The sequence below is a fragment of the Mycobacterium marseillense genome, assembly GCF_010731675.1.
GTDB classification, from domain to species: domain Bacteria; phylum Actinomycetota; class Actinomycetes; order Mycobacteriales; family Mycobacteriaceae; genus Mycobacterium; species Mycobacterium marseillense.
In genome coordinates, this window is sequence record NZ_AP022584.1 from 4,925,411 (window position 1) to 4,949,921 (window position 24,511).

Genomic DNA, 24,511 nt, shown 5'->3' on the forward strand with positions numbered 1-24,511 from the left:
AGCTCAATATTGACGCGGTTCGGCGTGTCCGGTGGTCCCCCTAGAATGGAATTCATCATGACCGCACCGGGGGCTGCTCGCCCAGAAACCCCGATCGCGGGGCTCGTTGAATTGGCGCTCACCGCGCCGACCTTCCAGCAGCTGATCGACAGCGCGGCCGCGTCGCCGGCCGAATTGAGCCTGGTGGGTCCTGCCAGCGCACGGTTGTTCGTGGCCAGCGCGCTGGCGCGGTTGGGTCCTTTGCTGGTAGTCACCGCGACCGGGCGCGAAGCCGACGACTTGACCGCTGAACTGCGCGGCGTCTTCGGCGATGCCGTGGCGGTCTTCCCGTCCTGGGAGACGCTGCCGCACGAGCGGCTCTCGCCCGGCGTCGACACCGTCGGTGCCCGGCTGACGGTGCTGCGCCGGCTGGCCCACCCCGACGACGCGCGGCTGGGCCCGCCCCTCCAGCTGGTGGTGACCGCGGCCCGCTCGCTGCTGCAACCGATGACCCCGCAGCTGGGCCTGATCGACCCGGTCACGTTGAACGTCGGCCAGGAAGTCGAATTCGAGCACGTCATCGCCCGGCTGGTCGAACTGGCCTACACCCGCGTCGACATGGTGGGCCGGCGCGGCGAGTTCGCCGTGCGCGGCGGGATTCTCGACGTCTTCCCGCCGACGGCCGAGCACCCGGTGCGCATCGAGTTCTGGGGTGACGAGGTCAGCGAGATGCGGATGTTCTCCGTCGCCGATCAGCGGTCGATCCCGGAGATCGAGGTCGACACCCTCATCGCGGTGCCCTGCCGCGAACTGCTGCTCACCGAGCAGGTGCGGCAACGGGCCGCCGAGCTGTCCGCGCGGCACCCGGCGACCGAGCCCGCGATCACCGGCAGCGTCACCGACATGCTGGCCAAGCTCGCCGAAGGCATCGCGGTCGACGGCATGGAGGCGCTGCTGCCGGTGCTGCGGCCCGGCGAGCACGTGCTGCTGACTGACCAACTGGCGCCGGGCACCCCGATCCTGCTGTGCGACCCGGAGAAGATCCGCACCCGCGCCGCCGACCTGATCAAGACCGGCAGCGAATTCCTCGAAGCCTCGTGGTCGGCGGCGGCCATGGGCACCGATGCCCCCGTCGACGTCGCCCAATTCGGCGGATCGGGGTTCGCCGAGCTCGACGACGTGCGGGCCGCGGCCGCCACGGGCGGGCACCCGTGGTGGACGTTGAGTCAGCTGTCCGACGAGTCGGCCGTCGAGCTCGACATCCGGGCGGCGCCCTCGGCGCGCGGGCATCAGCACGACATCGACGGCATCTTCGCGATGCTGCGCGCGCACGTCACCACCGGCGGCTACGCCGTCGTCGTCGCGCCCGGCGCCGGGACCGCGCACCGCGTGGTGGAGCGGCTGGCCGAATGCGACACCCCGGCCGCCATGCTGGAATCCGGCGCGGCGCCGAAGCTCGGGGTGGTCGGCGTGCTCAAGGGGCCGCTGCACGACGGCGTCATCATCCCGGGCGCCACGCTGGTGGTGATCACCGAGACCGATCTCACCGGCAGCCGCGTCGCCGCCGTCGAGGGCAAGCGGCTGGCGGCCAAGCGGCGCAACACCGTTGACCCGTTGGCGCTCGCCGCCGGTGATCTGGTGGTGCACGACCAGCACGGCATCGGCCGGTTCGTCGAGATGGTCGAGCGCACCGTCGGCGGCGCGCGGCGCGAATACCTGGTGCTCGAATACGCCTCGAGCAAGCGCGGGGGTGGCTCCGACAAGCTTTATGTCCCAATGGATTCGCTGGACCAGCTGTCGCGCTACGTCGGCGGGCAGGCGCCGGCGCTGAGCAAGCTCGGCGGCAGCGACTGGACCAACACCAAGACCAAGGCGCGCCGCGCCGTGCGCGAGATCGCCGGCGAGCTGGTGTCGCTGTACGCCAAGCGGCAGGCCAGCCCCGGGCACGCGTTCGGCCCGGACACCCCGTGGCAGGCCGAGATGGAAGACGCGTTCGGCTACACCGAGACCGTCGACCAGCTGACCGCGATCACCGAGGTCAAAGGCGACATGGAAAAGCCGATCCCGATGGACCGGGTGATCTGCGGCGACGTCGGCTACGGCAAGACCGAGATCGCGGTGCGGGCGGCGTTCAAGGCGGTCCAGGACGGCAAGCAGGTCGCCGTGCTGGTGCCCACCACGCTGCTGGCCGACCAGCACCTGCAGACCTTCACCGACCGGATGACCGGGTTCCCGGTGACCGTCAAGGGCCTCTCCCGGTTCACCGACTCCGCGGAGTCCAAGGCCGTGATCGAGGGCCTGGCCGACGGGTCGGTGGACGTGGTGATCGGCACGCACCGGCTGTTGCAGACCGGGGTGCGCTGGAAGGACCTGGGGCTGGTCGTGGTCGACGAGGAGCAGCGATTCGGCGTCGAGCACAAGGAGCACATCAAGTCCCTGCGCACCCACGTCGACGTGCTGACCATGAGCGCCACCCCGATCCCGCGCACGCTGGAGATGAGCCTGGCCGGAATCCGCGAGATGTCGACGATCCTGACCCCGCCCGAGGAACGGTATCCGGTGCTGACCTATGTCGGCCCGCACGACGACAAGCAGGTCGCGGCCGCGCTGCGGCGCGAGCTGCTGCGCGACGGGCAGGTGTTCTACGTGCACAACCGGGTCAGCTCGATCGACCGGGCCGCGGCAAAGATCCGGGAGCTGCTGCCCGAGGCCCGCGTCGTCGTCGCGCACGGGCAGATGCCCGAAGAACGGCTGGAACGCACCGTGCAGGGGTTCTGGAACCGCGAATACGACATCTTGGTGTGCACCACGATCGTGGAGACCGGCCTCGACATCTCCAACGCCAACACGCTGATCGTCGAGCGCGCCGACACCTTCGGCCTCTCCCAGCTGCACCAGCTGCGCGGCCGGGTCGGCCGCTCCCGGGAGCGCGGCTACGCCTACTTCCTTTATCCGCCGCATTCGCCGCTGACCGAGACCGCGTACGACCGGCTGGCCACCATCGCGCAGAACAACGAGCTGGGGGCCGGCATGGCCGTCGCGATGAAGGACCTCGAGATCCGCGGCGCCGGAAACGTGCTGGGCGTCGAGCAATCCGGCCACGTCGCCGGGGTCGGCTTCGACCTGTATGTCCGCCTGGTGGGCGAGGCCGTCGAGGCCTACCGCGCGGCCGCCGACGGCCACACCGTAACGACGGCCGAAGAACCCAAGGACGTGCGCATCGACCTGCCGGTCGATGCGCACCTGCCGCCGGACTACATCGCCAGCGACCGGCTGCGGCTCGAGGCGTACCGCCGCCTGGCCGCGGCGGCCTCCGACGGTGAGATCGACGCGGTCGTGGAGGAACTCGTCGACCGCTACGGGGCGCTGCCCGAGCCGGCGCTGCGGCTGGTGGCGGTGGCGCGGTTGCGCCTGCTGTGCCGCGCGGCGGGCATCACCGAGGTCTCGGCGCCGTCGGCGGCCACCGTGCGGCTCTCGCCGATGACGCTGCCGGATTCGGCTCAGGTGCGGCTCAAGCGCATGTATCCGGCGGCGGGCTACCGCGCCACGACGTCCACCGTGCAGGTCCCCATCCCGCGCGCCGGCGGAGGCCAGAGTTTTGCGGGCGCCGCCCGCATACGCGATGTCGAGCTGGTGCAGATGGTGGCCAACCTGGTGACCGCACTGCAGGGACAACCGCAGGTAGACCTTGGTATAACGAGTTCAGCTGCAGCGGTGTCGAGTGAGGAGCGACAAGCTTGATCGTCGTGTTGTTCGACCCCCGCCGCCCGTCGCTGGTGCCCATCGAAGCCATCGAGCATCTCGCGGGCGAGGTGCAGTACACCGAGGAGATGCCCGTCGCGGTGCCCTGGTCGCTGTCGGCGGCGCGTCCGGTGCACTCCGGCGAGGACGCGCCGGTGCTGCTGTCGTCCGACCCCGACCACCCGGCCGTGATCGCCCGCCTGGCGGCCGGTGCCCGGCTGATCTCGGCGCCCGAGACGCCGCGCGGCGAACGGCTGGTCGACGCCGTGGCGATGATGGACAAATTGCGCACCGCCGGGCCGTGGGAGAGTGAGCAAACCCACGATTCGCTGCGCAGGTTTTTGTTGGAGGAGACCTACGAACTGCTGGACGCGGTGGGCAGCGGCAACGCCGACCAGCTGCGCGACGAACTCGGCGACGTGCTGCTGCAAGTCCTCTTCCACGCCCGCATCGCCGAGGATGCACCGCAGTCCGCCTTCACCATCGATGACGTCGCCGCCGCCCTGATGCGCAAACTGGGCAATCGCGTTCCGGGAGTGCTTGCCGGGCAATCGATTTCGCTCGAAGAGCAGTTGGCCCAGTGGGAAGAGCGCAAGGCGGCCGAAAAGCCGCGCAAATCGGCGATGGACGACGTGCACACAGGGCAGCCCGCGCTGGCGCTCGCCCAGAAGGTGATCCAGCGGGCCGACAAAGCCGGTGTGCCCGCCGACCTGATCCCCGACGACATCACCTCGGTCCGCGTATCGGCCGACGTCGATGCCGAAAGCGCCCTGCGCACAGCGGTTCTGGAGTTCGTCGACACGGTTCGCGGCGCGGAGCGCGCGATCGCCACGGCACGCCGCGGGGGTGACGTTCCCGACGAGTTCGACCTGGCCCCGCTCGGTGAAATCTCCGAACAGGAGTGGCGCGAGCACTGGCCGACGGGTGAATCGGCGGCGGGCGCGGTCGTCGAGGAGGTCACGGCCGACGCCGGGGCCGACGAGGCCTGAGCGGGCAGCAGCGCCTTGAAGCGGCCGCGCCGCGGATTATTTGCCGCCGTCGGCATTAGGGCGAGCGACCGCCGGAATGTTTGCCGGATTTGCCCTCGACCGCTCGGTAATATCGCGCATGAGGTTGCGAATCCCCGTGGTCGGCCTTGGTCTGATCACGCTAGCCAAGGCGGCCAGCGGCTAATCGGTGATTAGCTGAACCCGGCGCGACGTCGGTGCGCCAAGGCCCGACGCAACCGAGCAGTCCCCCGACGCATGGGACGATGGTGTGGCGGGAGTTGGAGCAGGCGAGTTTAGGGGAGCTCAGGAAAGCATGGTGTCGCCGAGGCGTTGGATGCGCGCGGCCGCTGTGATCGGCGCGACCGCGATCGTTCTGGCCTCCAGCTGCACATGGCAGCTCAGCCTATTCATCCCCGACGGCGTCCCGCCCCCGGCCGGAGACCCGGTGCCGCCGGTGGACACTCACGCCAGCGGCCGGCCCGCGGAACAGTTGCGCGACTGGGCCCAACCACGGTCGGCGGCCTTGGAGATCCCGGTGATCGCGCTCGAGGCCTACGCGTACGCGGCCCGGGTCGCCGAAGTCGAGAACCCGAAGTGCCACATCGCCTGGACCACGCTGGCGGGCATCGGACAGGTCGAGAGTCACCACGGCACCTACCGCGGCGCCACGCTGGCCCCCAACGGGGATGTGAGCCCCCCGATCCGCGGCGTCCGGCTGGACGGCAGCGGCGGGACGCTGCGCATCGTCGACAGCGACGAGGACCTCACCGACGGCGACGGCGTGACGCGCGCCATGGGACCGATGCAGTTCATCCCCGAGACGTGGCGGCTCTATGGTGTCGACGCTCACAACGACGGCCGCGTCAGCCCCGACAACATCGACGACGCCGCGCTCGCCGCGGCGGGCTACCTGTGTTGGCGCGGAAAGGATCTCGCGACGCCGCGGGGCTGGATCACCGCGCTGCGGGCGTACAACAATTCCGGGGTCTATGCGCGGGCGGTCCGGGATTGGGCGACCGCTTACGCGAAAGGTCACCCGTTATAGCAGGATGTATCGCTGACCCAGGCCTTACGCGAACAAGGAGAACCCCAGTGCCGATTATCGAGCAGGTCGGTGCCCGCGAGATCCTCGATTCCCGCGGCAACCCGACAGTCGAGGTCGAGATTGCCCTGATCGACGGGACGTTTGCCCGCGCGGCGGTGCCGTCGGGCGCGTCGACGGGCGAGCACGAGGCCGTCGAACTGCGCGACGGCGGCGAGCGCTACGGCGGCAAGGGTGTGCAGAAGGCCGTGCAGGCCGTGCTGGACGAGATCGGCCCGGCCGTGATCGGCCTCAACGCCGACGATCAGCGGCTGGTCGACCAGGCGCTGCTGGACCTGGACGGCACGCCCGACAAGTCGAGGCTGGGCGGCAACGCGATCCTGGGCGTGTCGCTGGCCGTCGCCAAGGCGGCGGCCGATTCCGCCGAGTTGCCGCTGTTCCGTTACCTCGGCGGCCCGAACGCGCACATCCTGCCGGTGCCGATGATGAACATCCTCAACGGCGGCGCGCACGCCGACACCGCCGTCGACATCCAGGAGTTCATGGTGGCGCCGATCGGTGCGCCCAGCTTCGCCGAGGCGCTGCGCTGGGGCGCCGAGGTGTATCACTCGCTGAAGTCGGTGCTCAAGAAGGAGGGCCTGAGCACGGGCCTGGGCGACGAGGGCGGGTTCGCCCCCGACGTGGCCGGCACCACCGCGGCGCTGGATTTGATCAGCCGGGCCATCGACTCGGCCGGTTTCAAACTCGGCGCCGACGTGGCGCTGGCCCTCGACGCGGCGGCCACCGAGTTCTTCACCGACGGGACGGGTTACAAGTTCGAGGGCAGCACGCGCACCGCCGAGCAGATGGCGGAGTTCTACGCCGGGCTGCTCGACGCGTACCCGCTGGTGTCCATCGAAGACCCGCTGTCGGAAGACGACTGGGACGGCTGGGCGACCCTGACCGCGGCGCTCGGTGACCGGGTGCAGATCGTCGGCGACGACATCTTCGTCACCAATCCCGAACGCCTGGAAGAGGGTATCGACAAGGGCGTGGCAAACGCGTTGCTGGTCAAGGTGAATCAAATCGGCACGCTGACCGAGACGCTCGACGCCGTCGCGCTGGCCCACCACAGCGGCTACCGCACGATGATGAGCCATCGCAGCGGCGAGACCGAGGACACCACGATCGCCGACCTGGCGGTGGCCGTCGGCAGCGGGCAGATCAAGACCGGCGCGCCCGCCCGCAGCGAGCGCGTCGCCAAATACAACCAGCTGCTGCGCATCGAGGAGGCGCTCGGCGATGCCGCCCGCTACGCCGGCGACCTCGCCTTCCCGCGGTATACGCCGCCGGAGGCCAAATAGCTTGCCCGGCAAGCCGGATCCGAAGCGACGTTCCCCGGCATCGCGCCCGGGGAAGGCCGGCGCTTCGGTTCGGCGCCCTCGCTCGGCCAAGCCGTCGTCGAAGCCGTCCGCGCGGACGTCGCCCGCGGCGAACCACGGCGGCCGCAACGCCCCGCAGCAAGAGCATGTCGTCGAACCCATCGCCCGCCAAGCCGCCGAATCGGTAGAGCTTCGCTCCGAGCAACGGCTGGGCTTCACCGCGCGGCGCGCGGCGGTGCTGGCCGCGGTGATCTGCGTGCTGACGCTGACCATCGCCGGACCGGTGCGCACCTATTTCGCGCAGCGCACCGAGATGAATCAGCTGGCCGCCAGCGAGGCCGCGTTGCGTCGGCAGATCGCGGATTTGGAGCAGCGCAAAACCAAACTCGGTGACCCGGCCTACATTGCGGCGCAGGCTCGCGAGCGGCTCGGCTTCGTCAAACCCGGCGACATCCCGTTCCAGGTGCAGCTTCCCCCGTCGGCGGCCGAGCCCACCCAGCCGGGGGTGCCGTCGGCGAAGCCGGTCAACAACGACCCGTGGTACACGTCGCTGTGGCACACCATCGCCGACGCCCCGCATCTGCCGCCGGCCAGCCCGCCGCCGCCCGTAGTTCCGGCCCCGCCGGCCGAACCTGGTCCGCCCGCACCGAATCCCACGGGTCCCGGTGGTTGATCGTGGCGACCTGGACGCGGTGGCTCGCCAGCTCGGGCGTGAGCCGCGCGGGGTGCTCGACATCGCCTACCGGTGTCCCAACGGCGAACCCGGCGTGGTGAAGACCGCGCCGAAATTGCCTGATGGCACACCGTTTCCGACGTTGTACTACCTGACGCATCCGGCGCTGACGGCGGCGGCGAGCAGGCTCGAGACGACGGGATTGATGCGCGAGATGAGCGAGCGGCTCGGGCGCGACGCGGACCTGGCGGCCGCGTACCGGCGCGCGCACGAGTCCTATCTGGCCGAGCGTGACGCGATCGAATCGCTGGGCACCACGTTCACCGGCGGGGGGATGCCCGACCGGGTCAAGTGTCTGCATGTGCTGATCGCTCATTCGCTGGCCAAGGGGCCGGGCGTGAATCCGTTCGGCGACGAGGCGCTGGCGATCTTGGCCGGCGAGCCCGCGATGGCGGGCATTTTGGTGGAGGGCCAATGGTGACTGGCCGGCTCGCGGGAATCGACTGCGGTACCAACTCGATTCGATTGCTGATCGCCGATGTTGAAGGGTCCGGGCGGCTGCGTGACGTGCATCGGGAGACGCGAATCGTGCGGCTGGGTCAAGGTGTCGACGCGACGGGTGAGTTCGCGGCGGAGGCGATAGCCCGCACCCGCGCCGCGTTGGCGGACTACGCCGCGCTGCTGCAGAAGCACGGGGTCTCGCGGGTGCGGATGGTGGCCACCTCGGCCGCCCGCGATGTCGCCAACCGCGACGACTTCTTCGCGATGACGGCCGAGGTGTTGGGCGAGGTGGTGCCCGGCGCGGTGGCCGAGGTGATCAGCGGCGCCGAGGAGGCCGAGCTGTCGTTCCGCGGCGCCGTCGGCGAATTAGACAGTGCCGCAGGCCCTTTCGTTGTCGTCGACCTGGGCGGGGGCTCCACCGAGATCGTCGTGGGGGCCGCGGCGGTGGTGGCCAGCTACTCGGCCGACATCGGCTGTGTCCGGCTGACCGAGCGCTGCTTGCATTCGGACCCCCCGACGCCCACGGAAGTGGCCGCGGCCCGGCAGGTCGTGCGCGAGCGGCTCGAGGTCGCGCTGGGCGTGGTGCCCGTGGAGGGGGCGCGGACCTGGGTCGGCCTGGCCGGAACGATGACCACGCTGTCCGCGCTGGCCCACAGTTTGCCGGCGTATGACTCTGCGGCCATTCATCTTTCGCGCGTCGCCGGCCCGGACCTGTTGGCGGTGTGCGAACGGCTGATCGGGATGACGCGCGCCGAGCGGGCGGCACTGCCGCCGATGCATGAGGGCCGCGCCGATGTGATCGGCGGGGGAGCGATCGTGGTGGAGGAGTTGGCCCGCGAGCTGCGCGCCCGCGCGGGCATCGAGGAGTTGACGGTGAGCGAGCACGACATTTTGGACGGCATCGTGCTGTCGATCGCCGAGTAGCGCGGGGGTGGACACGGGGCCGGTGCGAAGCAGCTCGGCGCCACCGACCCTCACACCTCGAAGCGGTAGCCCATTCCCGACTCGGTCAGCAGGTGCTTGGGGTGCGAAGGGTCGTCTTCGAGCTTGCGGCGCAGCTGTGCGAGATACACACGCAGGTAATGGGTTTCGGTGGCATACGCCGGCCCCCACACCTCCTTGAGTAGCTCTTCGCGGCCGACCAGCTTGCCGCGATTGCGGACGAGGACCTCGAGCATCCCCCACTCGGTGGGGGTGAGGTGGACCTCGCCGCCGTTCTTGCTGACCTTCTTGGCGGCCAGATCGACCGTGAACGATTCGGTCTCGATCACCGGCTGCTCGAGTTCGGAGGCCGCGGTGTTGCGGCGGACCGCCGCGCGCAACCGGGCCAGGAACTCGTCCATCCCAAAGGGTTTGGTGACGTAGTCGTCGGCGCCGGCGTCTAACGCCTCCACTTTGTCCGACGAATCGGTGCGCGCGGACAACACGATCACCGGCGCGGTGAGCCAGCCGCGCAGGCCGGCCAGCACGTCGATGCCGGAGATGTCGGGCAGGCCGAGGTCGAGGATCACCACGTCGGGTTTGTGCTCGGCGGCGGCGCGCAGCGCACCCGCGCCGCTCGACGCGGTGACCACTTCATAGCCCCGCACGGACAGGTTGATGCGCAGCGCCCGCAGGATCTGCGGCTCGTCGTCGATCACCAATACGCGAGTCATGTGTCCCGCTCCTTGATGCCGGCGACGGACGGGCCTTGCGGCGCAGCCATTTCCACGATCACGGTCAGCCCGCCTCCCGGAGTGTCGGTGGCCGTTATGGTCCCGCCCATCGCTTCGACGAAGCCCCTCGCCACCGACATCCCCAGACCGACGCCCGTGGTGTTGTCGTGATCACCGAGCCGCTGAAACGCCCCGAAGACCTGCTCCTCGGCCCCATGCGGTATCCCGGGCCCCTCGTCGATGACGTTGATCAGCACCCGATCGCCCACCCGCCCGGCGTTGACCCGGACCAGGCAATGTGGCGCGTAGCGCAGCGCATTGTCGATCAGGTTGGCCAGCACGCGTTCCAGCAGGCCGGCGTCGCCCACCACCATGGCGTCGCCCACGTCCACCTTGACCCGGTCGATGGCGGACCGGAAAAATCCGGTGGCGCCCTTGCCGATGCTGACCAGCGCGCGTTGCACGATTTCCTCCAGGTAGACCCGGCTCAGTTCGGGGTGGATCACCCCGGCGGCCAGCCGGGAGGAATCGAGCAGATTGCCGACCAGCGCGGTGAGTTGGTCGATGGACTCCTCGATGGTCGCCAGCAACTCCGCGGTGTCGGCGGCGGAGAAGGCGACGTCTTCGGCGCGCAGGCTGGACACCGCGACCTTGGCCGCCGCCAGCGGGGTGCGCAGGTCATGGCTGACCGCGGAGAGCAACGAGCGCCGCAGTTCGTCGGCCCGCACGACCGCCTCGGTGCGGCTGGCCTCCTCGGCGAGTTCGCGCTGCCTGATCAAACCGGCGGCCTGCCTGGCCACCGCGCTCAGCACCCGCCGGTCCCGCGCCGACAGCTTCCGGCCCGCCAGCAGCATCCAGAAGTCGTCGTCGCCGACCTCGATCGCGGTGTCCGCGGAATCGACGGTGACACAAGGGTCCCTGCCCACGCAGGCGACAACGTCGCTCGTGGTGTCCCCGAGGCGCGCTTCCTCACCGGGCCCGCGCAGCATGCTGACGGCGCGCTGGGCGTAAGTCTCGCGCACCCGTTCGAGCAGCGTTTCGAGATCGGCGCCCCGCAGCACCGAACCCGCGAACAGTGTCAGCAGCTCGGCCTCCTGCGACGCGCGGCGGGCCTCCCGGGTGCGCTTGGCCGCGAAATCGACGAGCACCGCCACCGCGACCGCGATCAGCAACAGCACCAATTCGGTGATGGCGCTGTTGGGCTCGGCGATGGTGAAGCTGTGCCGCGGGGCGATCAGGAAATAGTTCAGCAGCAGCCCCGACAGCATCGCCGAAAGTGCCGCGGGCGCAACACCCCCGAACAACCCGACCAGCAGCACCCCCACGAAGAACAAGGCGCTCTCGCCGCCGGTGTCCAGGTATTGGTCCAGCGCCGTGACGGCGATCGCGCAGATGATCGACGGCACGATCAGGGCCGCCAGCCACGACGTCACCCGCCGTTCGCGCGGCGCGAGCGAGGCCGTGCGAAATCCGCGCCTGGCCTCCTCGTGCGTGACCAGATGCACGTCGATCTTCCCCGAGAGCTCGACGATCCTCGCGCCGATGCCCTCCTCGAACAGGCGCGCCCACCGCGACCGCCGCGAGGTGCCGATCACCAGCTGCGTGGCGTTCATCTCGCGGGCGAACTCGAGTAGGGCCGTGGGCACCTCGTCGCCGACGACGGTGTGCAGCGACGCATCCAGGCTGGTCGCCAGCTCGCGGACCTTGGCCATCCGGGACTCCGACAGGCCGGCCAGGCCGTCACCGCGAACGACGTGGACCACCATCAGCTCGGCGCTGGACTTCGACGCGATCCGGGATGCCCGTCGCACCAAGGTCTCGGATTCGGGCCCGCCGGTGACCGCCACGACGACGCGCTCACGGGCCTCCCACATGTCGGTGATTTTGTTCTCGGCCCGGTATTTGGCCAGCGCCGTATCGACCTGGTCGGCGAGCCACAGCAGCGCCAGTTCCCTTAGCGCGGTGAGATTTCCACGGCGAAAATAGTTGGACAGCGCCGCATCGATGCGGTCGGGCGCGTAGACATTGCCATGGGACAACCTGCGCCGCAACGCCTCTGGCGTGATGTCGATGAGTTCGACCTGCGCGGCCTGCCGCACGATCAGGTCCGGAACGGTCTCTTTCTGCTCGATCCCGGTGATCTGGGCGACGACGTCGTTGAGGCTTTCCAGGTGCTGCACGTTGACGGTGGAGATCACGGTGATCCCGGCGTCGAGCAACTCTTCGACGTCCTGCCACCGCTTGGGATTTGTGCTGCCCGGCGCGTTGGTGTGCGCGAGTTCGTCGACGAGGACGACCTGCGGGCGGCGCGCCAGCACGGCCGGCACGTCGAGCTCGGGGAAGCGGCCACCACGGTATTCGATATAGCGCGGCGGAATGATCTCGATGCCTTCAAGCAGCTCAGCGGTTTTCGCACGCCCGTGGGTTTCCACCACGCCCGCCACCAGATCGGTGCCGCGCTCCAGCCGCCGATGTGCCTCACCCAGCATCGAATACGTCTTACCCACGCCCGGAGCAGCACCGAGATAGATGCGTAGCTCCCCCCGCCTGGGGTGGCGGCCGCGGAGGTTGACGTCACTCACGTCAACCATCATCCCCCTCGGAGCTAACTCGTGACGGGATACCGGCGGTCGAGTTGCAGGTTGAGTTGCAGCACATTGACGCACGGTTCACCGAAAAACCCCAGCGCGCGGCCGCTCCGGTTCTGCGCTACCACCGCGCGGATCTCATCTGGGCTGACATGGCGGGCGCTGGCGACCCGCGCCACTTGGATGTCGGCGTAGGCCGGCGAGATGTTCGGATCGAGGCCGCTGCCGCTGGCGGTGACCGCGTCGGCCGGCACGGCCGGGTTGGCGGGCGCGGCCCCGCGCACGGGCACGGTCTGTCCGCTCGAGTAGTCCTCCCCGGTTTTGGGGCCGTACCGGGCGCACTCGACGCGCACGCCTTCGTAGCGGACGAGGAACGGCGCCGGCGTCGATCCGCACGGCTCGTTGACACTGACCACCCGCGTCGGGTGGACGACGTTTCCGCGCGCGTCGCGCGGGCCGATCACCGACAACACCGCACCCACGCCGCCGCCGGTGCAGAACGGCCGTGAGCCGTCGACCCCCTCCGCTTTGCCGACCGCGACGCTGCGCGAGCACACCTGGGTCAGCAGGCTCGGCTTGGCGGGCGTGTCGATGATGCTTTCCGGCCCGAGGTTGCTGCCGCCCGACGAGGTCGGGTCGTAGCCGGCGCCGGCGGCCGAGGGTCGGCTCTGGAAGTACTGTCGCAGCGGGTTGCCACCGGAATCGGTGAACGGCTGGCCGATCAGCCTGCTGCCCACCGGCTTACCGTCCGCGGTGAGGATCGACCCTTCGGCGTGCTCGCGCAATCCCGGCAGCTGCGCGACCGCCCCGACGAACAGGGGATAGGCCAGGCCGGTGATCGCGGTCAGCACCAGCAGCGCACGCAGAGCGGCACCATGCAGGCGAACGAAATTCGTCATGTCAGGACATCCCGGGGATGAATTGGACGATCAGGTCGATCGCCTTGATTCCGATGAACGGGGCGACGATGCCGCCCAGGCCGTAGACATACAGGTTGCGGCTCAACAGTTTCGACGCGCTGCTCGGTGTGTAGCGCACACCGCGCAGCGAGAGTGGGATCAGCAACACGATGATGATCGCGTTAAAGACGACGGCGGACAGGATCGCCGACTGCGGGCTGTGCAGCCGCATCACGTTGAGCAGATCCAGGCCGGGGAACAGGGCGACGAACATCGCTGGGATGATCGCGAAGTACTTCGCGATGTCGTTGGCGATCGAGAAGGTCGTCAGCGCCCCGCGGGTGATCAGCAGTTGCTTGCCGATCTCCACGATCTCGATGAGCTTGGTAGGGTCCGAGTCGAGATCGACCATATTGCCGGCCTCTTTGGCCGCCGACGTCCCGGTGTTCATCGCCACGCCCACGTCGGCCTGCGCCAGGGCCGGCGCGTCGTTGGTGCCGTCGCCGGTCATCGCAACCAGTTTGCCGCCCGCCTGCTCACGCTTGATCAACGCGAGCTTGTCCTCCGGGGTGGCCTCGGCCAAGAAGTCGTCCACGCCGGCCTCGTCGGCAATCGCCTTGGCGGTCAACGGGTTATCGCCGGTGATCATCACCGTCCGGATGCCCATCCGGCGCATCTCGTCGAACCGCTCACGCATGCCCTGCTTAACCACGTCTTTGAGGTGGATGACACCGAGCACTCTCGCGTGCCCGTCGACGCTTTCCCCGACGACCAGCGGCGTGCCGCCGCCGGCGGAGACGCCGTCGACGATCTCGCCGAGCTGCGCGGGGACGTCGGCCCCTTGGCCGCGCACCCATTCCGCGACCGAGCTCGCCGCGCCCTTGCGCAGCAGGTGTCCGTCGAGGTCGACGCCCGACATCCGCGTGGTGGCCGAGAAGGCCACCCACTGGGCCTGTGAGAGCTCGCCCGGGGTGCGGGCCCGCAGCCCGAAGCGCTGCTTCGCGAATATGACAACCGAACGGCCCTCGGGCGTTTCGTCGGCGAGGCTGGACAACTGTGCGGCGTCGGCCAGCTGGTCGGCGGAGACACCGTCGAGCGGGATAAAAGCCGCGGCCTGCCGGTTGCCCAGCGTGATGGTCCCGGTCTTGTCCAGCAGCAGGGTGTTGACATCGCCGGCGGCTTCCACCGCCCGCCCGGACATGGCGAGGACGTTGCGCTGCACCAGCCGGTCCATGCCGGCGATGCCGATGGCCGACAACAGCGCGCCGATCGTCGTCGGGATCAAACACACCAGCAACGACACCATCACGATGCCGGTGACGCCGCTTGCATTGAGCGCCTGGCCATCCGGGACGCCGGGGCTGTTCGCCTTGGAGTAGATCGCCAGGGGCTGCAGGGTCACGACGGCGAAGACGAAGATGATCGTCAACGCGGCCAGCAGGATGTTCAGCGCGATCTCGTTGGGGGTCTTCTGCCGGTTGGCGCCCTCGACGAGCGCGATCATCCGGTCGATGAAACTCTCGCCGGGCTTCTGGGTGATCTTGACGACGATCCGGTCGCTCAGCACGGTCGTGCCGCCGGTGACCGCCGACCGGTCGCCGCCGGACTCGCGGATGACCGGCGCCGACTCGCCCGTGATGGCCGATTCATCCACGGAGGCAATGCCTTCCACCACGTCACCGTCGCCGGGGATCGCCTGGCCCGCCTCGACCACGACGACGTCGCCCTGGCGCAATTGCGCTGCGGCGACCGCTTCCTCGACCGCGGCGGCCCCCGGCGCCCAGTCCTTGAGCCGCCGGGCCACGGTATGCGTTTTCGCCCGGCGCAGCGTGTCGGCCTGGGCCTTGCCGCGGCCCTCGGCGACCGCTTCGGCGAGATTGGCGAACAGCACGGTCAACCACAACCAGACCACGGCCAGCCAGGCGAACCAGCTCGGCGCGGCGATCGCCAGGACGGTGCTCCACGCGGCGCCGATTTCGACGATGAACATCACCGGGTTGCGCCACAGGGTGCGCGGGTTGAGTTTTCGCAGCGCGCCCGGAGTCGAGCGCCACAGCATCGACGGGTCGAGCAGGCCGCCCTGCACCCGTTTGGTGCCGCCGGACACCGCCGGCTGCGTCTGCGCGGTCGGCTGAAGCGCGGTCGCGGTCATCGGTGAATTCCTTCGGCGAGAGGCCCGAGCGCGAGCATGGGCAGGAACGTGAGGGCGACGACGATCAACGTGACGCCGGCGACCATGCCCACGAACTGTGGGCGGTGCGTGGGCAAGGTGCCCGCCGAGGCCGGTGTACTGCCCTGGCGGGCCAGCGATCCGGCCAGCGCCAGTACGAGCACGATGGGCAGGAACCGGCCGAATGCCATGGCCAGGCCGAGGGCGGTGTTGTACCAGTCGGTGTTGGCGCTGAGCCCGGCGAAGGCCGACCCGTTGTTGTTGGCCGCCGAGGTGAACGCGTAGAGGATCTCGGAAAGTCCGTGCGGTCCGCCGTTGAGCATGCCGGCGCGTTCGCCCGGCAGCGCCATCGCGATCGCGGTGCCGGTCAGCACGATCAGCGGAGTCACCAGGAAATAGCTTGCGGCGAGCTTGATCTCGCGCGGGGTGATCTTCTTGCCGAGGTATTCGGGGGTGCGCCCGACCATCAGGCCCGCGACGAACACGGTGATCACCGCCAGCACCAGAATGCCGTACAGGCCGGAGCCGGTGCCGCCGGGCGCCACCTCACCCAGCTGCATGTCGAACATCGTGATCATGCCGCCCAGGCTGGTCAGCGAGTCGTGCGCGGAATCGACGGCGCCGGTGGACGTCAGCGTCGTCGCGGCGGCGAACACGCCCGAGTCGGTGACGCCGAAGCGCTGCTCGACCCCCTCCGTCGCCGCGCCGATCGCCGTGGGCACCGTGCCGTGGTGCTGCGTCTGGAACCACAGCATGAAGGTGGTGCTGGCCATGTACAGCGTCGCCATCACGGCCGCAATCGCGTAGCCCTGCTTGGTGTTACCGACCATGCGGCCGAACGTGCGCGGCAGCGAGAACCCGATCACCAGGATGAGGAAGATCTCCAGCCAGTTGGTCCAGCCGGTCGGATTCTCGAAGGGGTGCGCGGAATTCGCGTTGTAGAAGCCGCCGCCGTTGGTGCCGAGTTCTTTGATGACCTCCTGGCTGGCCACCGGCCCGCCGGTGATGGTCTGCTGGGCGCCGCTGACGGTGGTGATCACCTGGTCGTGCAGGTGGAAGTTCTGGATCGCCCCGCCGGCGATCAGCAGGATCGCGCTGACGAGGGCGATGGGCACCAGGATGCGCAACGTTCCGCGCACCAGGTCGACCCAGAAGTTGCCGAGTTCGCCGGTGCGGGTGCGGGCGAACCCGCGCACCAGCGCCACGGCGACCGCCATCCCGACCGCGGCCGACACGAAGTTCTGCACCGCCAGGCCGGCCATCTGTACGAGATGTCCCTGTGTCGTCTCGCCGGAGTAGGCCTGCCAGTTGGTGTTGGTGACAAAGCTGACCGCGGTGTTCCACGCCAGCGAGGGCGTCAGTGTGGTGGCCGGGTCGTGCAGGTGCAGCGGCAGCCTGTCCTGGACGAGCTGGAACACGAACAAGAACAGAATGCTGATCGACGAGAACGCCAGCACACTTCGGGCATAGGCCCCCCACGTCTGTTCCGAGCGCGCGTCAACGCCGATCAGTCGATAGACCACCCGCTCGACAGACGAATCCTTTTCCGAGGTGTAGACACGAAACATGTAGTCCCCGAACGGCACATGGACAACCGCCACCGCCGCGACGAGAACAACGAGGAAAATGATCCCGGCCGTTGTCGTGCTCACTCAGAACCTCTCCGGGAACAGCAGGGCGCCCCCGAGATAGAGCGCGATGAGGACGGAAAGCACCAAGCCGACGGTGTTTTGGTAGTTCATAGCCGCTCGACCAGCTTCTGAACCACGCCGAGCGCGGCGAACACCGCCACGGTCAGCATGACGTACGCCGCCACTGCCATCTCGTCTCCGTTCCGCGCCCAATCACGTGCCTACGCAAGGGACTCCGCCGGGTGGCCCCACCGTCGAGCGACAGCTCGAAGGCAAAGTCAGCTTGAAATTAACTGGGCAACGCCCGGGTAGGGCATGCGGTTGACGGTTTCCTAACGCGGCTACCGTGCACCTTTACGGTTTGTTAACGCCCCGGGCGCGCGGCGCTACGCGCCGGTTTCGGCCGTTCGATCAGGGGAAGCCGTACCCGGAAAACCGTCTCCTCCTCCGTGGATTCCACGGTGACCGAACCATGATGAGCTTTGACGATCGAACTGACGATCGGCAGGCCCAGTCCGTGTCCCGAACCGTCGGATCTCGACTTGTCCGCCCGCACGAACCGCTCGAACAGCCTGGGCAGCAGCTCTTCGTCGATGCCGGGCCCGTCGTCGGTGACGGTCAATTCCACGAACGGCGGCTCGGGACCGCCACGGTGGCAAGCGATTCCGGTCGTCACCGTGACCCCGGGCGGTGTGTGCACACGGGCGTTGCCGAGCAGGTTGCTGACCAACTGATGCAGCCGGGCGTGATCGCCTCGCACCCACACCGGGTGGTCGGGGAGGTCTTTGACCCAGTGGTGGGTCAGCGCGGCCACGGTTGCGTCGTTCACCGCATTGTTGGCCACCGCGGCCAGGTCCACGTCCTCGGACTGCAGGTCTTGGCCTTCACCCAGCCGGGAAAGCAGCAGCAACTCGTCGACGAGCAGCGCCATCCGCCGGGCCTCGGATTCGATGCGCGCCAGCGCGTACTCGGTGGTCGGCGGCAGCTCTGAACTGTCCTGACGGGTGAGTTCGGCGTAGCCCTGAATCGCCGCCAGGGGAGTGCGTAGTTCGTGGCTGGCGTCGCTGATGAATTGCCGCATCCGCAAATCGGATTCGACGCGATGCGCCAGGGCGCCATCGACGTTGTCCAACAAGCGGTTCAGCGTGTGGCCGACGATCCCGACCTCGTTCTGCGGGTCTGTGTCCCGCGGCTGCACCCGGATGCTGATCCGGTGGTCGTCATCGGCGAGCGGCATGGCGGCGACGTTGGCCGCGATGGCGCCGAGGCGGCGCAGCGGGCGAAGTGTGTACCCGACGACCCACCCGGTCAGCGCCGCGGTGAGCGCCAGCGCCCCGGCGGTCAGCGCGATCGTGGTGATCTGCTTGCGTGCGATGGTCCGGTCGGCGAGGTTCTGCGACATCCCGACCACGAGCACGTCGGAGCCGTCCACGGTGCTGTCGAGGCGGTAAGACCCCAGGCTGCCCAGCATTTCGGTCCTGGGCGGTCCGCCGGACCACGACTGCCCTTCCAACGCGCGCACGACGTCGTCCGGCGCTGGTCTCGGTTCGCCTTCGGAGAAGACCGCCGAACCGATCACCACGCCGTTGCGCAGCACGGCGATGAGGTTTCCCGGCGTTTGTCCGGTGAATTCCAGCATCGCCTCGCCGATGGGCAACGTGCCCGGATGCGCCGAACTGTGTTCGCCGTTGCGGTATTTCGTGTACTGGTGGCTGAACGCGACGAGCGACTCGGCGATGTCGGCGTCACTCATGGCGTTGACATAGCCGCGCAGGCTGAGCACGGAAACGAGGCCGACGGTGATCAGCACCACGCTGACCACGGCCAGCACCCCCAACAGGAGTTGGCGGCGCAGCGACGAGGGAAACCACCGGGGAAAGATCCCGGACGCGGTGGTCCCGTCCTGGGTCATTCCGCCGGCCGCAGCATGTACCCCACGCCGCGGACCGTGTGAATCATCGGCTCCCGGCCGGAGTCGATCTTTTTCCTCAGGTAGGAGATGTAGAGATCCACGATGCTGGTGCGCCCGGCGAAGTCGTAGTTCCACACCCGGTCCAGGATCTCGGTGCGGCTCAGCGCGCGCCGCGGATTGCGCATGAGGAACCGCAGCAGCTCGAACTCGGTGGAGGACAGCGACACCGCGGTGTCACCGCGGGTGACTTCCCGGCTGGCGGTGTCGACCCGCAGGTCGCCGACCACGAGGGTTTCGGCGGTCGGCGTCGGCGGCGGGCCGGAGCGGCGGAGCAACCCGCGCAGCCGGGCGACCAATTCCTCCAGGCTGAATGGTTTGGTCATGTAGTCGTCGGCGCCCGCGGTGAGGCCGGTCACCCGGTCCATCACCGAATCGCGCGCGGTCAAAAACAGCGTCGGGGTATAGACGTCGGACTGGCGCACCCGTTCGAGGATCCGCAGCCCGTCCACGTCGGGAAGCATGATGTCCAGGACGAGTACGTCGGGGCCGACTCGCTCGAACTTGGCCATGGCCTCGCGCCCGTTGTGGGCGATGTCGACCACCCAGCCCTCGTAGTGCAAGGCCATCTTGACCAGATTGGTCAGCGCCGGCTCGTCGTCGACCAGCAAAACCCGGATAGGTGAGCCATCGGCACGGTTGATCCGCGGCAGCTGCCCCAGGATGGCTTGGCGGGGGCGCTGCGAGCCTGAGTATCCGGCCATGGCGGTCATGTCCCTCCAATTCTGACCGGCCACACACCGGATTGTCACGCAGTTCATAGAATTCTCAAATGTAAGCGGATGGGCGGGCGCGCTCGCGAAAGCCCCTGGGATGCAGAGCCGTTGGCCTGACGACACGGATGCTTGGCGGGGCGCGGCCACGAAAGTGATTGCGCGCCAGCGGGTTTAATCGATTGAGCAGCAGACGCAAACGGGGCCGCGCACCGGTCGGTGCACGGCCCCGTTTTACAGAGACGAGGTGTCAGGCCCAGCTGGACCCGACGGCGCTGTCGGTGCTGGCCATGTTGTTGCCCGCGGACTGAACCTTCTGTCCGTGGGAGTTGGCCTGCTCGTAGATCACCTGGAAGTTGCGACCCAACTGGGTGATGAACTCCTGGCACGCGACCGAACCGGCACCGCCCCAAAAGTCACCGGCAGCAAGCACATCGCGAACGATGGCCTGGTGCTCGGCCTCCAAGGACGCGGCCTGGGCGCGGATCAGGGCACCGTGGGCGTCTACATCGCCGAACTGGTAGTTAATACTCATTTGCTTGGCTCCTTAAAAGTATTGGGCAGCAGTAGATCTGGGCTAGCTGCTGAGGATCTGCTGCGAGGCCTGCTCTTGCTGCTCGTAGTTGTTCGCGTCGCGGATCAGCCCGTCGCGCACCGAGTGGAGCATGTTGACGATGTTGCGGAAGGCCTGGTTGACCTGGCCCATGGTGTCATACGACGTCGCCTGCGCCTGGCCGCTCCAGCCCGCGCCGGCGATGTTCATCGACGACGCCCACATCTTGCGAGCCTCGTCCTCGACGGTCTGGGCGTGGACCTCGAAACGGCCCGCCATCGCCCGCATCTCGTGCGGGTCGGTCATAAAACGTGTTGCCATCTCGGCTGTCTCCTATCTTGATAGCTTCAGTCGGCCGAAGTCTTAACAGTGCTAATTGATGCGGCGGTGGCCGCGGTTTAACTAGATTACGGCCTGCCGGTTAATTGTTCGCCGCAAACGGGCGACCTGTACCCCCTTATTCCCGTATCAGCGGTCCCTTCTCAGACGACAACCTGCTTGGGCATGACGATCGGCTTGAAGCCGTACCGGGGTCCGGTGCCGTACGCGCCGGCCTTGGCGGCCGCCGCCATTCCCGGCATGCCGGGCATCGCGGTCACACCCTCCGCTTCGGCCGCGGCCGTCCAACCCGAGCCCTCGAGCGGGGCGGTGGCCGAAGCCAGCGACGCCGGGGCGGCCGCATTCCAGCCGGCCGGCACCGAGAGGCGGCCGACCGCGGACGCCTCACCCAGCGCCGCCGACGCGCCCGCGCCCGACACCGAGCCCACCGTCATGCCGGGCGTGATGGCGGCCGCGCCGGCCGCCGGGGCAACCGAGTCGGCCAGCGAGAACGGGATCGACTGCACCGCCCCAAGGGTGTGCCCGAGCGACACCGCGTTCGGGATCGCGGCACACACCCACCAGGCCGCGGTGTTGATTGCGCCGTTGGTGGCGTTGAAGAACGACGGCGTCCCCTCCAGGTGGTCGATCGCGTCGAGCAGGCCGCCACCGCTGGTGAGCGACGACAGGTCCAGGCCGGTCGCCTGCGTGGTGCCGTTCACCGCGTCGAAGGCGACCGCGCTGTTGTCGACGGCCGCCGCGGCCGCCGGGTCGGTGGTCGACGTCAGCGGGGTCACCGGGGTCAGGACGCCGGCCGCCGTCGAGGCCGCTTGATAGGTGGCCATCGTCGTGGCGTCTTGGACCCACATCTCGGCGTACTGCGCTTCGGTCGCCGCGATCGCGGCCGAATTGACGCCCAGGAAGTTCGTCGCGACGAGTGTCGCCAGCAACGTCCGGTTGGCCGCGATCACCGGTGGCGGCACCGTCGCCGCAAACGCCGCCTCGTAGGCGGCCGCCGAGGCGGTGGCCTGGGCGCTCGCTTGCTCGAGCGTCGACGCCGTCTCGGTCAGATAGGACACGATGGGCTGCGCGGCGGCGGCGGCAGCCGTCGACCCCCCTCCGGTCCACTGCTCGGTGGTCAGCAACGAGATGATCGACTCCCACTGGGTGGCCGTGGCGCTCACTTCGGCGGCCAGGTTGGCGTACGCCGTCGCGGCGGCCATCAGCGGCGCGGAGCCCGCACCCGCATACATGAGCGACGAGGTGACCTCTGGTGGTATCGCTGAAAAGTCAAGCACCATTTGTTATTCCGCTCCCTTTGCCTGTTCGGATTCGACGTCTATCGGGATGAGCGTGAGCGCCTAGACCGCGGTCGGCTTCGGCATGACGATCGGCTTGACGCCGTAGCGCGGCGCGCCGAAGCCGGCGCCGTTGCGCCCCATCGCGCCGACTCCCGGCATGCCCGGTACCACCGTTCCCGTCCCGGCCTGCGGCGCGGCGGCGGTCCAGCCGACGGTCTGCAGCGGCGCGGCGCTCGACCCCGCCACCGGGGTGGAACCGGCCCAACTCGGCGGCACCGAGAGCTTGTTGACCATGGTCGCCTGGCCCATCGCGGCGGTCGGCACCGCGCCCACGCCCGCCACGCCGCCCACACCGACGCTGGCCGGGGCGGTATCGGTGGCCAGGTCCGCCGCGGCGGCCGCACCGGCGTCGGCGGACGTGTCCAGCAGGCCGCCACCGGCGAGGCCGAGCAGGTTCGACGTGGCCGAGGACCAGTTCCCGATGCCGATGTTGCCGATATTGGCGGTGTTGCTCGAGAGGCCGAATATGCCACCGAGACCGCCGCTGGACTGGCCGTTGTAGCCGAGCAGCCAGGCGAGGATGTCGATCGGGTTGGATCCCACGCCCGAGGAGGTGCCGGAATCCGCGGCGTCCAATGCTTGGATGGCGGCCTGGCTGGCGTTTACGGCCTCGGTGTCGCCGTAGCTGTTGGAGCTGATGCCCAGGGTCTGCGAATACTGCTCGAGGAGCGCCTGCGCCTCGGCGGCGATCGTCTGGTACTGGGTGCCGTACGCCGAGAAGATGGCTGCCTGCTGGGCCGACACCGGGTCGGCGGCGGCGGGGGCGATGACGGTCGTCGCCGACGCGGCGCCGGTGTTTTGGGCTGCCAGGTTGCTGTTGATTCCGGACAGCAACGTCTCCGCGGCTAGCATTTCTTCAGTCTGTGTTGTCAGAAACGACATCTGTTGCTCCTATGCTGAACGAGCCGATCCCCGGTGTGGATCGCTGTGTGTTCACGTAACGGCCGCTGTGCGTTGGCGTAACGCTAGCGAGCCACAACTCCACATTCCCCACCCAATGAGCTGGGGTTACAGTCGTTTACGGCTTCTTAACGACAAGGGCGGCAGTTTTAACAAGACCCTGTCGGGCGACATCGGGACGTCATCTGAGTGCGGGCGCCGGGAAGGCGAAATCGCGCGCGGCGCGCGGATATTAATCGATGGGTATGGGCCCCGCATCTTTGACATCTGGCAAATACCGGCCGGGATGCGATGCCGCGCGTCGCGGTTTCACGCGCTAGATTCGCCGCCGGGCCCCCATAGCCCAATTGGCAGAGGCAGCGGACTTAAAATCCGCCAAGTGTCGGTTCGAGTCCGACTGGGGGCACCGATTGTGTGCAGTTCGGCTGGCCCACGTGATCCGGCGGCCGTGTCGCGCCGAACACCTGCGGGACGCGGATGCACCCGACGATTTGTCCTGACTTGGCTCACGATTCGTGATTCGCGGTGATTGCTGCCGATAGACGTGTTGCTTTCCGGCGAGCGGGATCCGACGGCCCCGGTTTTGTCGGTGGTCGCTGCGATGATGGCGTTATGTCTTCGATCGCATCTGTTGACGCCGAGGTGGTGACTGCGAGCGACCGCCTTGAGGTGTTGTTCGAGGAGTTGGCGGAGTTGGCCGGTCAGCGCAATGCGATTGATGGGCGCATCGTGGAGATCGTGGCCGAGATCGATCGCGACCAATTGTGCGGTGTGACCGGTGCGCGGTCGGTGCCGGCGTTGGTGGCCTGGAAGCTGGGCTGCTCGTCGGGCAATGCCCACACGATCAGCACCATCGCTGGCCGGCTGGAGGAGTTTCCCCGCTGCGCCGCGGGGCCTGGCCCAGGGTCGGCTGTCGGCTGATCAGGTGGGGGTGATCGCCGCACACGCGGGCCAGGGATCTGATGACCATTACGCCCAACTGGCCGCGGTCGCCACGGTCAATCAGCTGCGCACCGCGGTCAAGCTGGAGCCGCGTCCTGACCCCGACCCGCGTCCCGAGCGTGAGCGGTCGTTTATCGCGACCGCCACCGAGCAGGGGGCGTGTTATCGGATCACCCTGGGTCACGTGGATGCCGCGACGTTCGACACCGCGTTGGCCTCGCATCGTGACGCGCTCATCGCCGAATGGAAGCGCGACCACGGCAACGGCGACCGCGCCGGTGATCAGGTGCCGCCGGTGCCGGGCACGGCCGAGGCGTTCATGCGCCTGATCGAAGCGGGATGGGACGCCGAGGCCACCCGCCGCCCCCACGGGCAGCACACCACCGTGGTGGCCCACCTCGATGTCGCCCAGCGCGCGGCCGCGCTGCATCTGGGTCCGCTGCTGCCCGACGCCGAACGCCGCTACCTGACCTGTGATGCCACCTGTGAAGTCTGGTTCGAGCGCCACGGCGAGCCCATCGGCGCC

The 24,511-nt window shown here is 68.6% G+C and carries 18 protein-coding genes, 1 tRNA gene and 2 pseudogenes; 9 read left to right on the forward strand and 12 right to left on the reverse strand.

Annotated elements, in window-relative coordinates; all coding sequences use genetic code 11:
* The first annotated feature begins 57 nt into the window (after positions 1–57).
* From mfd to G6N26_RS23130, 7 genes and pseudogenes are all read left to right on the forward strand, one after another.
* Entirely contained in the window at positions 58–3,720 is a 3,663-nt protein-coding gene (mfd, locus tag G6N26_RS23100; protein WP_163648866.1) for a transcription-repair coupling factor, read from the forward strand.
* Positions 3,717–4,768: pseudogene (locus G6N26_RS23105) on the forward strand (nucleoside triphosphate pyrophosphohydrolase). Before mfd ends, G6N26_RS23105 begins: the two are co-directional and overlap by 4 nt.
* Before the next feature lie 257 nt (positions 4,769–5,025).
* Complete coding sequence (locus G6N26_RS23110; RefSeq protein WP_095578113.1) at positions 5,026–5,754, forward strand: lytic transglycosylase domain-containing protein; 729 nt, start codon at positions 5,026–5,028, stop codon at positions 5,752–5,754.
* A 47-nt stretch (positions 5,755–5,801) separates the two neighbouring features.
* Positions 5,802–7,094 carry a phosphopyruvate hydratase gene (gene eno, locus G6N26_RS23115; RefSeq protein ID WP_083018697.1) on the forward strand — a complete coding sequence of 431 codons (1,293 nt, stop codon included), beginning with the start codon at positions 5,802–5,804 and terminating at the stop codon, positions 7,092–7,094.
* Position 7,095: 1 nt separating this feature from the next.
* A complete protein-coding gene (locus G6N26_RS23120) occupies positions 7,096–7,785 on the forward strand; it encodes an FtsB family cell division protein (protein WP_083018695.1) in 690 nt (229 codons plus the stop codon).
* Positions 7,778–8,266 (forward strand): DUF501 domain-containing protein, encoded by a 489-nt coding sequence (locus G6N26_RS23125; RefSeq protein WP_067170482.1) that lies wholly within the window; start codon positions 7,778–7,780, stop codon positions 8,264–8,266. Before G6N26_RS23120 ends, G6N26_RS23125 begins: the two co-directional genes overlap by 8 nt.
* Complete coding sequence (locus G6N26_RS23130) at positions 8,260–9,210, forward strand: Ppx/GppA phosphatase family protein (protein ID WP_083018693.1); 951 nt, start codon at positions 8,260–8,262, stop codon at positions 9,208–9,210. Before G6N26_RS23125 ends, G6N26_RS23130 begins: the two co-directional genes overlap by 7 nt.
* 50 nt (positions 9,211–9,260) lie before the next feature.
* On the opposite strand, the gene G6N26_RS23135 is transcribed toward G6N26_RS23130, so the two are convergent.
* The 12 genes from G6N26_RS23135 to G6N26_RS23195 all read right to left on the reverse strand — a co-directional run bounded on the left by G6N26_RS23135 (position 9,261) and on the right by G6N26_RS23195 (position 23,025).
* The gene (locus tag G6N26_RS23135; protein ID WP_067170488.1) at positions 9,261–9,941 is read right to left on the reverse strand and encodes a response regulator; all 681 of its coding nucleotides are present in this window, start codon (positions 9,939–9,941) and stop codon (positions 9,261–9,263) included.
* The gene (locus G6N26_RS23140) at positions 9,938–12,535 is read right to left on the reverse strand and encodes a sensor histidine kinase (RefSeq protein ID WP_083018691.1); all 2,598 of its coding nucleotides are present in this window, start codon (positions 12,533–12,535) and stop codon (positions 9,938–9,940) included. The genes G6N26_RS23135 and G6N26_RS23140 overlap by 4 nt, the downstream gene beginning before the upstream one ends.
* Positions 12,536–12,546: 11 nt before the next feature.
* Positions 12,547–13,428, reverse strand: coding sequence for a potassium-transporting ATPase subunit C (locus tag G6N26_RS23145; protein WP_083018690.1), 882 nt, complete (start codon positions 13,426–13,428; stop codon positions 12,547–12,549).
* Between the two features lies 1 nt (position 13,429).
* Positions 13,430–15,580 (reverse strand): potassium-transporting ATPase subunit KdpB, encoded by a 2,151-nt coding sequence (gene kdpB / locus G6N26_RS23150; RefSeq protein WP_083018688.1) that lies wholly within the window; start codon positions 15,578–15,580, stop codon positions 13,430–13,432.
* Entirely contained in the window at positions 15,577–17,250 is a 1,674-nt protein-coding gene (gene kdpA / locus G6N26_RS23155; RefSeq protein ID WP_083018686.1) for a potassium-transporting ATPase subunit KdpA, read from the reverse strand. Before kdpA ends, kdpB begins: the two co-directional genes overlap by 4 nt.
* The gene (locus G6N26_RS23160) at positions 17,251–17,340 is read right to left on the reverse strand and encodes a potassium-transporting ATPase subunit F (protein WP_083018684.1); all 90 of its coding nucleotides are present in this window, start codon (positions 17,338–17,340) and stop codon (positions 17,251–17,253) included.
* Between the two features lie 253 nt (positions 17,341–17,593).
* Positions 17,594–19,141 carry a sensor histidine kinase gene (locus tag G6N26_RS23170; protein WP_067170507.1) on the reverse strand — a complete coding sequence of 516 codons (1,548 nt, stop codon included), beginning with the start codon at positions 19,139–19,141 and terminating at the stop codon, positions 17,594–17,596.
* The gene (locus G6N26_RS23175; protein WP_067170509.1) at positions 19,138–19,911 is read right to left on the reverse strand and encodes a response regulator transcription factor; all 774 of its coding nucleotides are present in this window, start codon (positions 19,909–19,911) and stop codon (positions 19,138–19,140) included. The genes G6N26_RS23170 and G6N26_RS23175 overlap by 4 nt, the downstream gene beginning before the upstream one ends.
* A gap of 250 nt (positions 19,912–20,161) precedes the next feature.
* Positions 20,162–20,446: a WXG100 family type VII secretion target gene (locus tag G6N26_RS23180; RefSeq protein ID WP_020824001.1), complete on the reverse strand. Its 285-nt coding sequence runs from the start codon at positions 20,444–20,446 to the stop codon at positions 20,162–20,164.
* A gap of 42 nt (positions 20,447–20,488) precedes the next feature.
* The gene (locus G6N26_RS23185; RefSeq protein ID WP_036454244.1) at positions 20,489–20,785 is read right to left on the reverse strand and encodes a WXG100 family type VII secretion target; all 297 of its coding nucleotides are present in this window, start codon (positions 20,783–20,785) and stop codon (positions 20,489–20,491) included.
* 161 nt (positions 20,786–20,946) lie between these two features.
* The gene (locus tag G6N26_RS23190) at positions 20,947–22,083 is read right to left on the reverse strand and encodes a PPE family protein (protein ID WP_067165944.1); all 1,137 of its coding nucleotides are present in this window, start codon (positions 22,081–22,083) and stop codon (positions 20,947–20,949) included.
* Positions 22,084–22,143: 60 nt separating this feature from the next.
* Positions 22,144–23,025, reverse strand: a complete 882-nt coding sequence (locus G6N26_RS23195; RefSeq protein WP_083020618.1) for a PPE family protein, SVP subgroup — start codon at positions 23,023–23,025, stop codon at positions 22,144–22,146.
* A 350-nt stretch (positions 23,026–23,375) separates the two neighbouring features.
* Here G6N26_RS23195 and G6N26_RS23200 point away from each other — a divergent pair.
* Together G6N26_RS23200 and G6N26_RS23205 are read left to right on the forward strand one after the other, a co-directional pair.
* A tRNA-Leu gene (locus G6N26_RS23200) sits at positions 23,376–23,449 on the forward strand.
* A 206-nt stretch (positions 23,450–23,655) separates the two neighbouring features.
* Positions 23,656–24,508, forward strand: a pseudogene (locus tag G6N26_RS23205) (DUF222 domain-containing protein); the annotation flags it as partial.
* Positions 24,509–24,511: the final 3 nt, after the last annotated feature.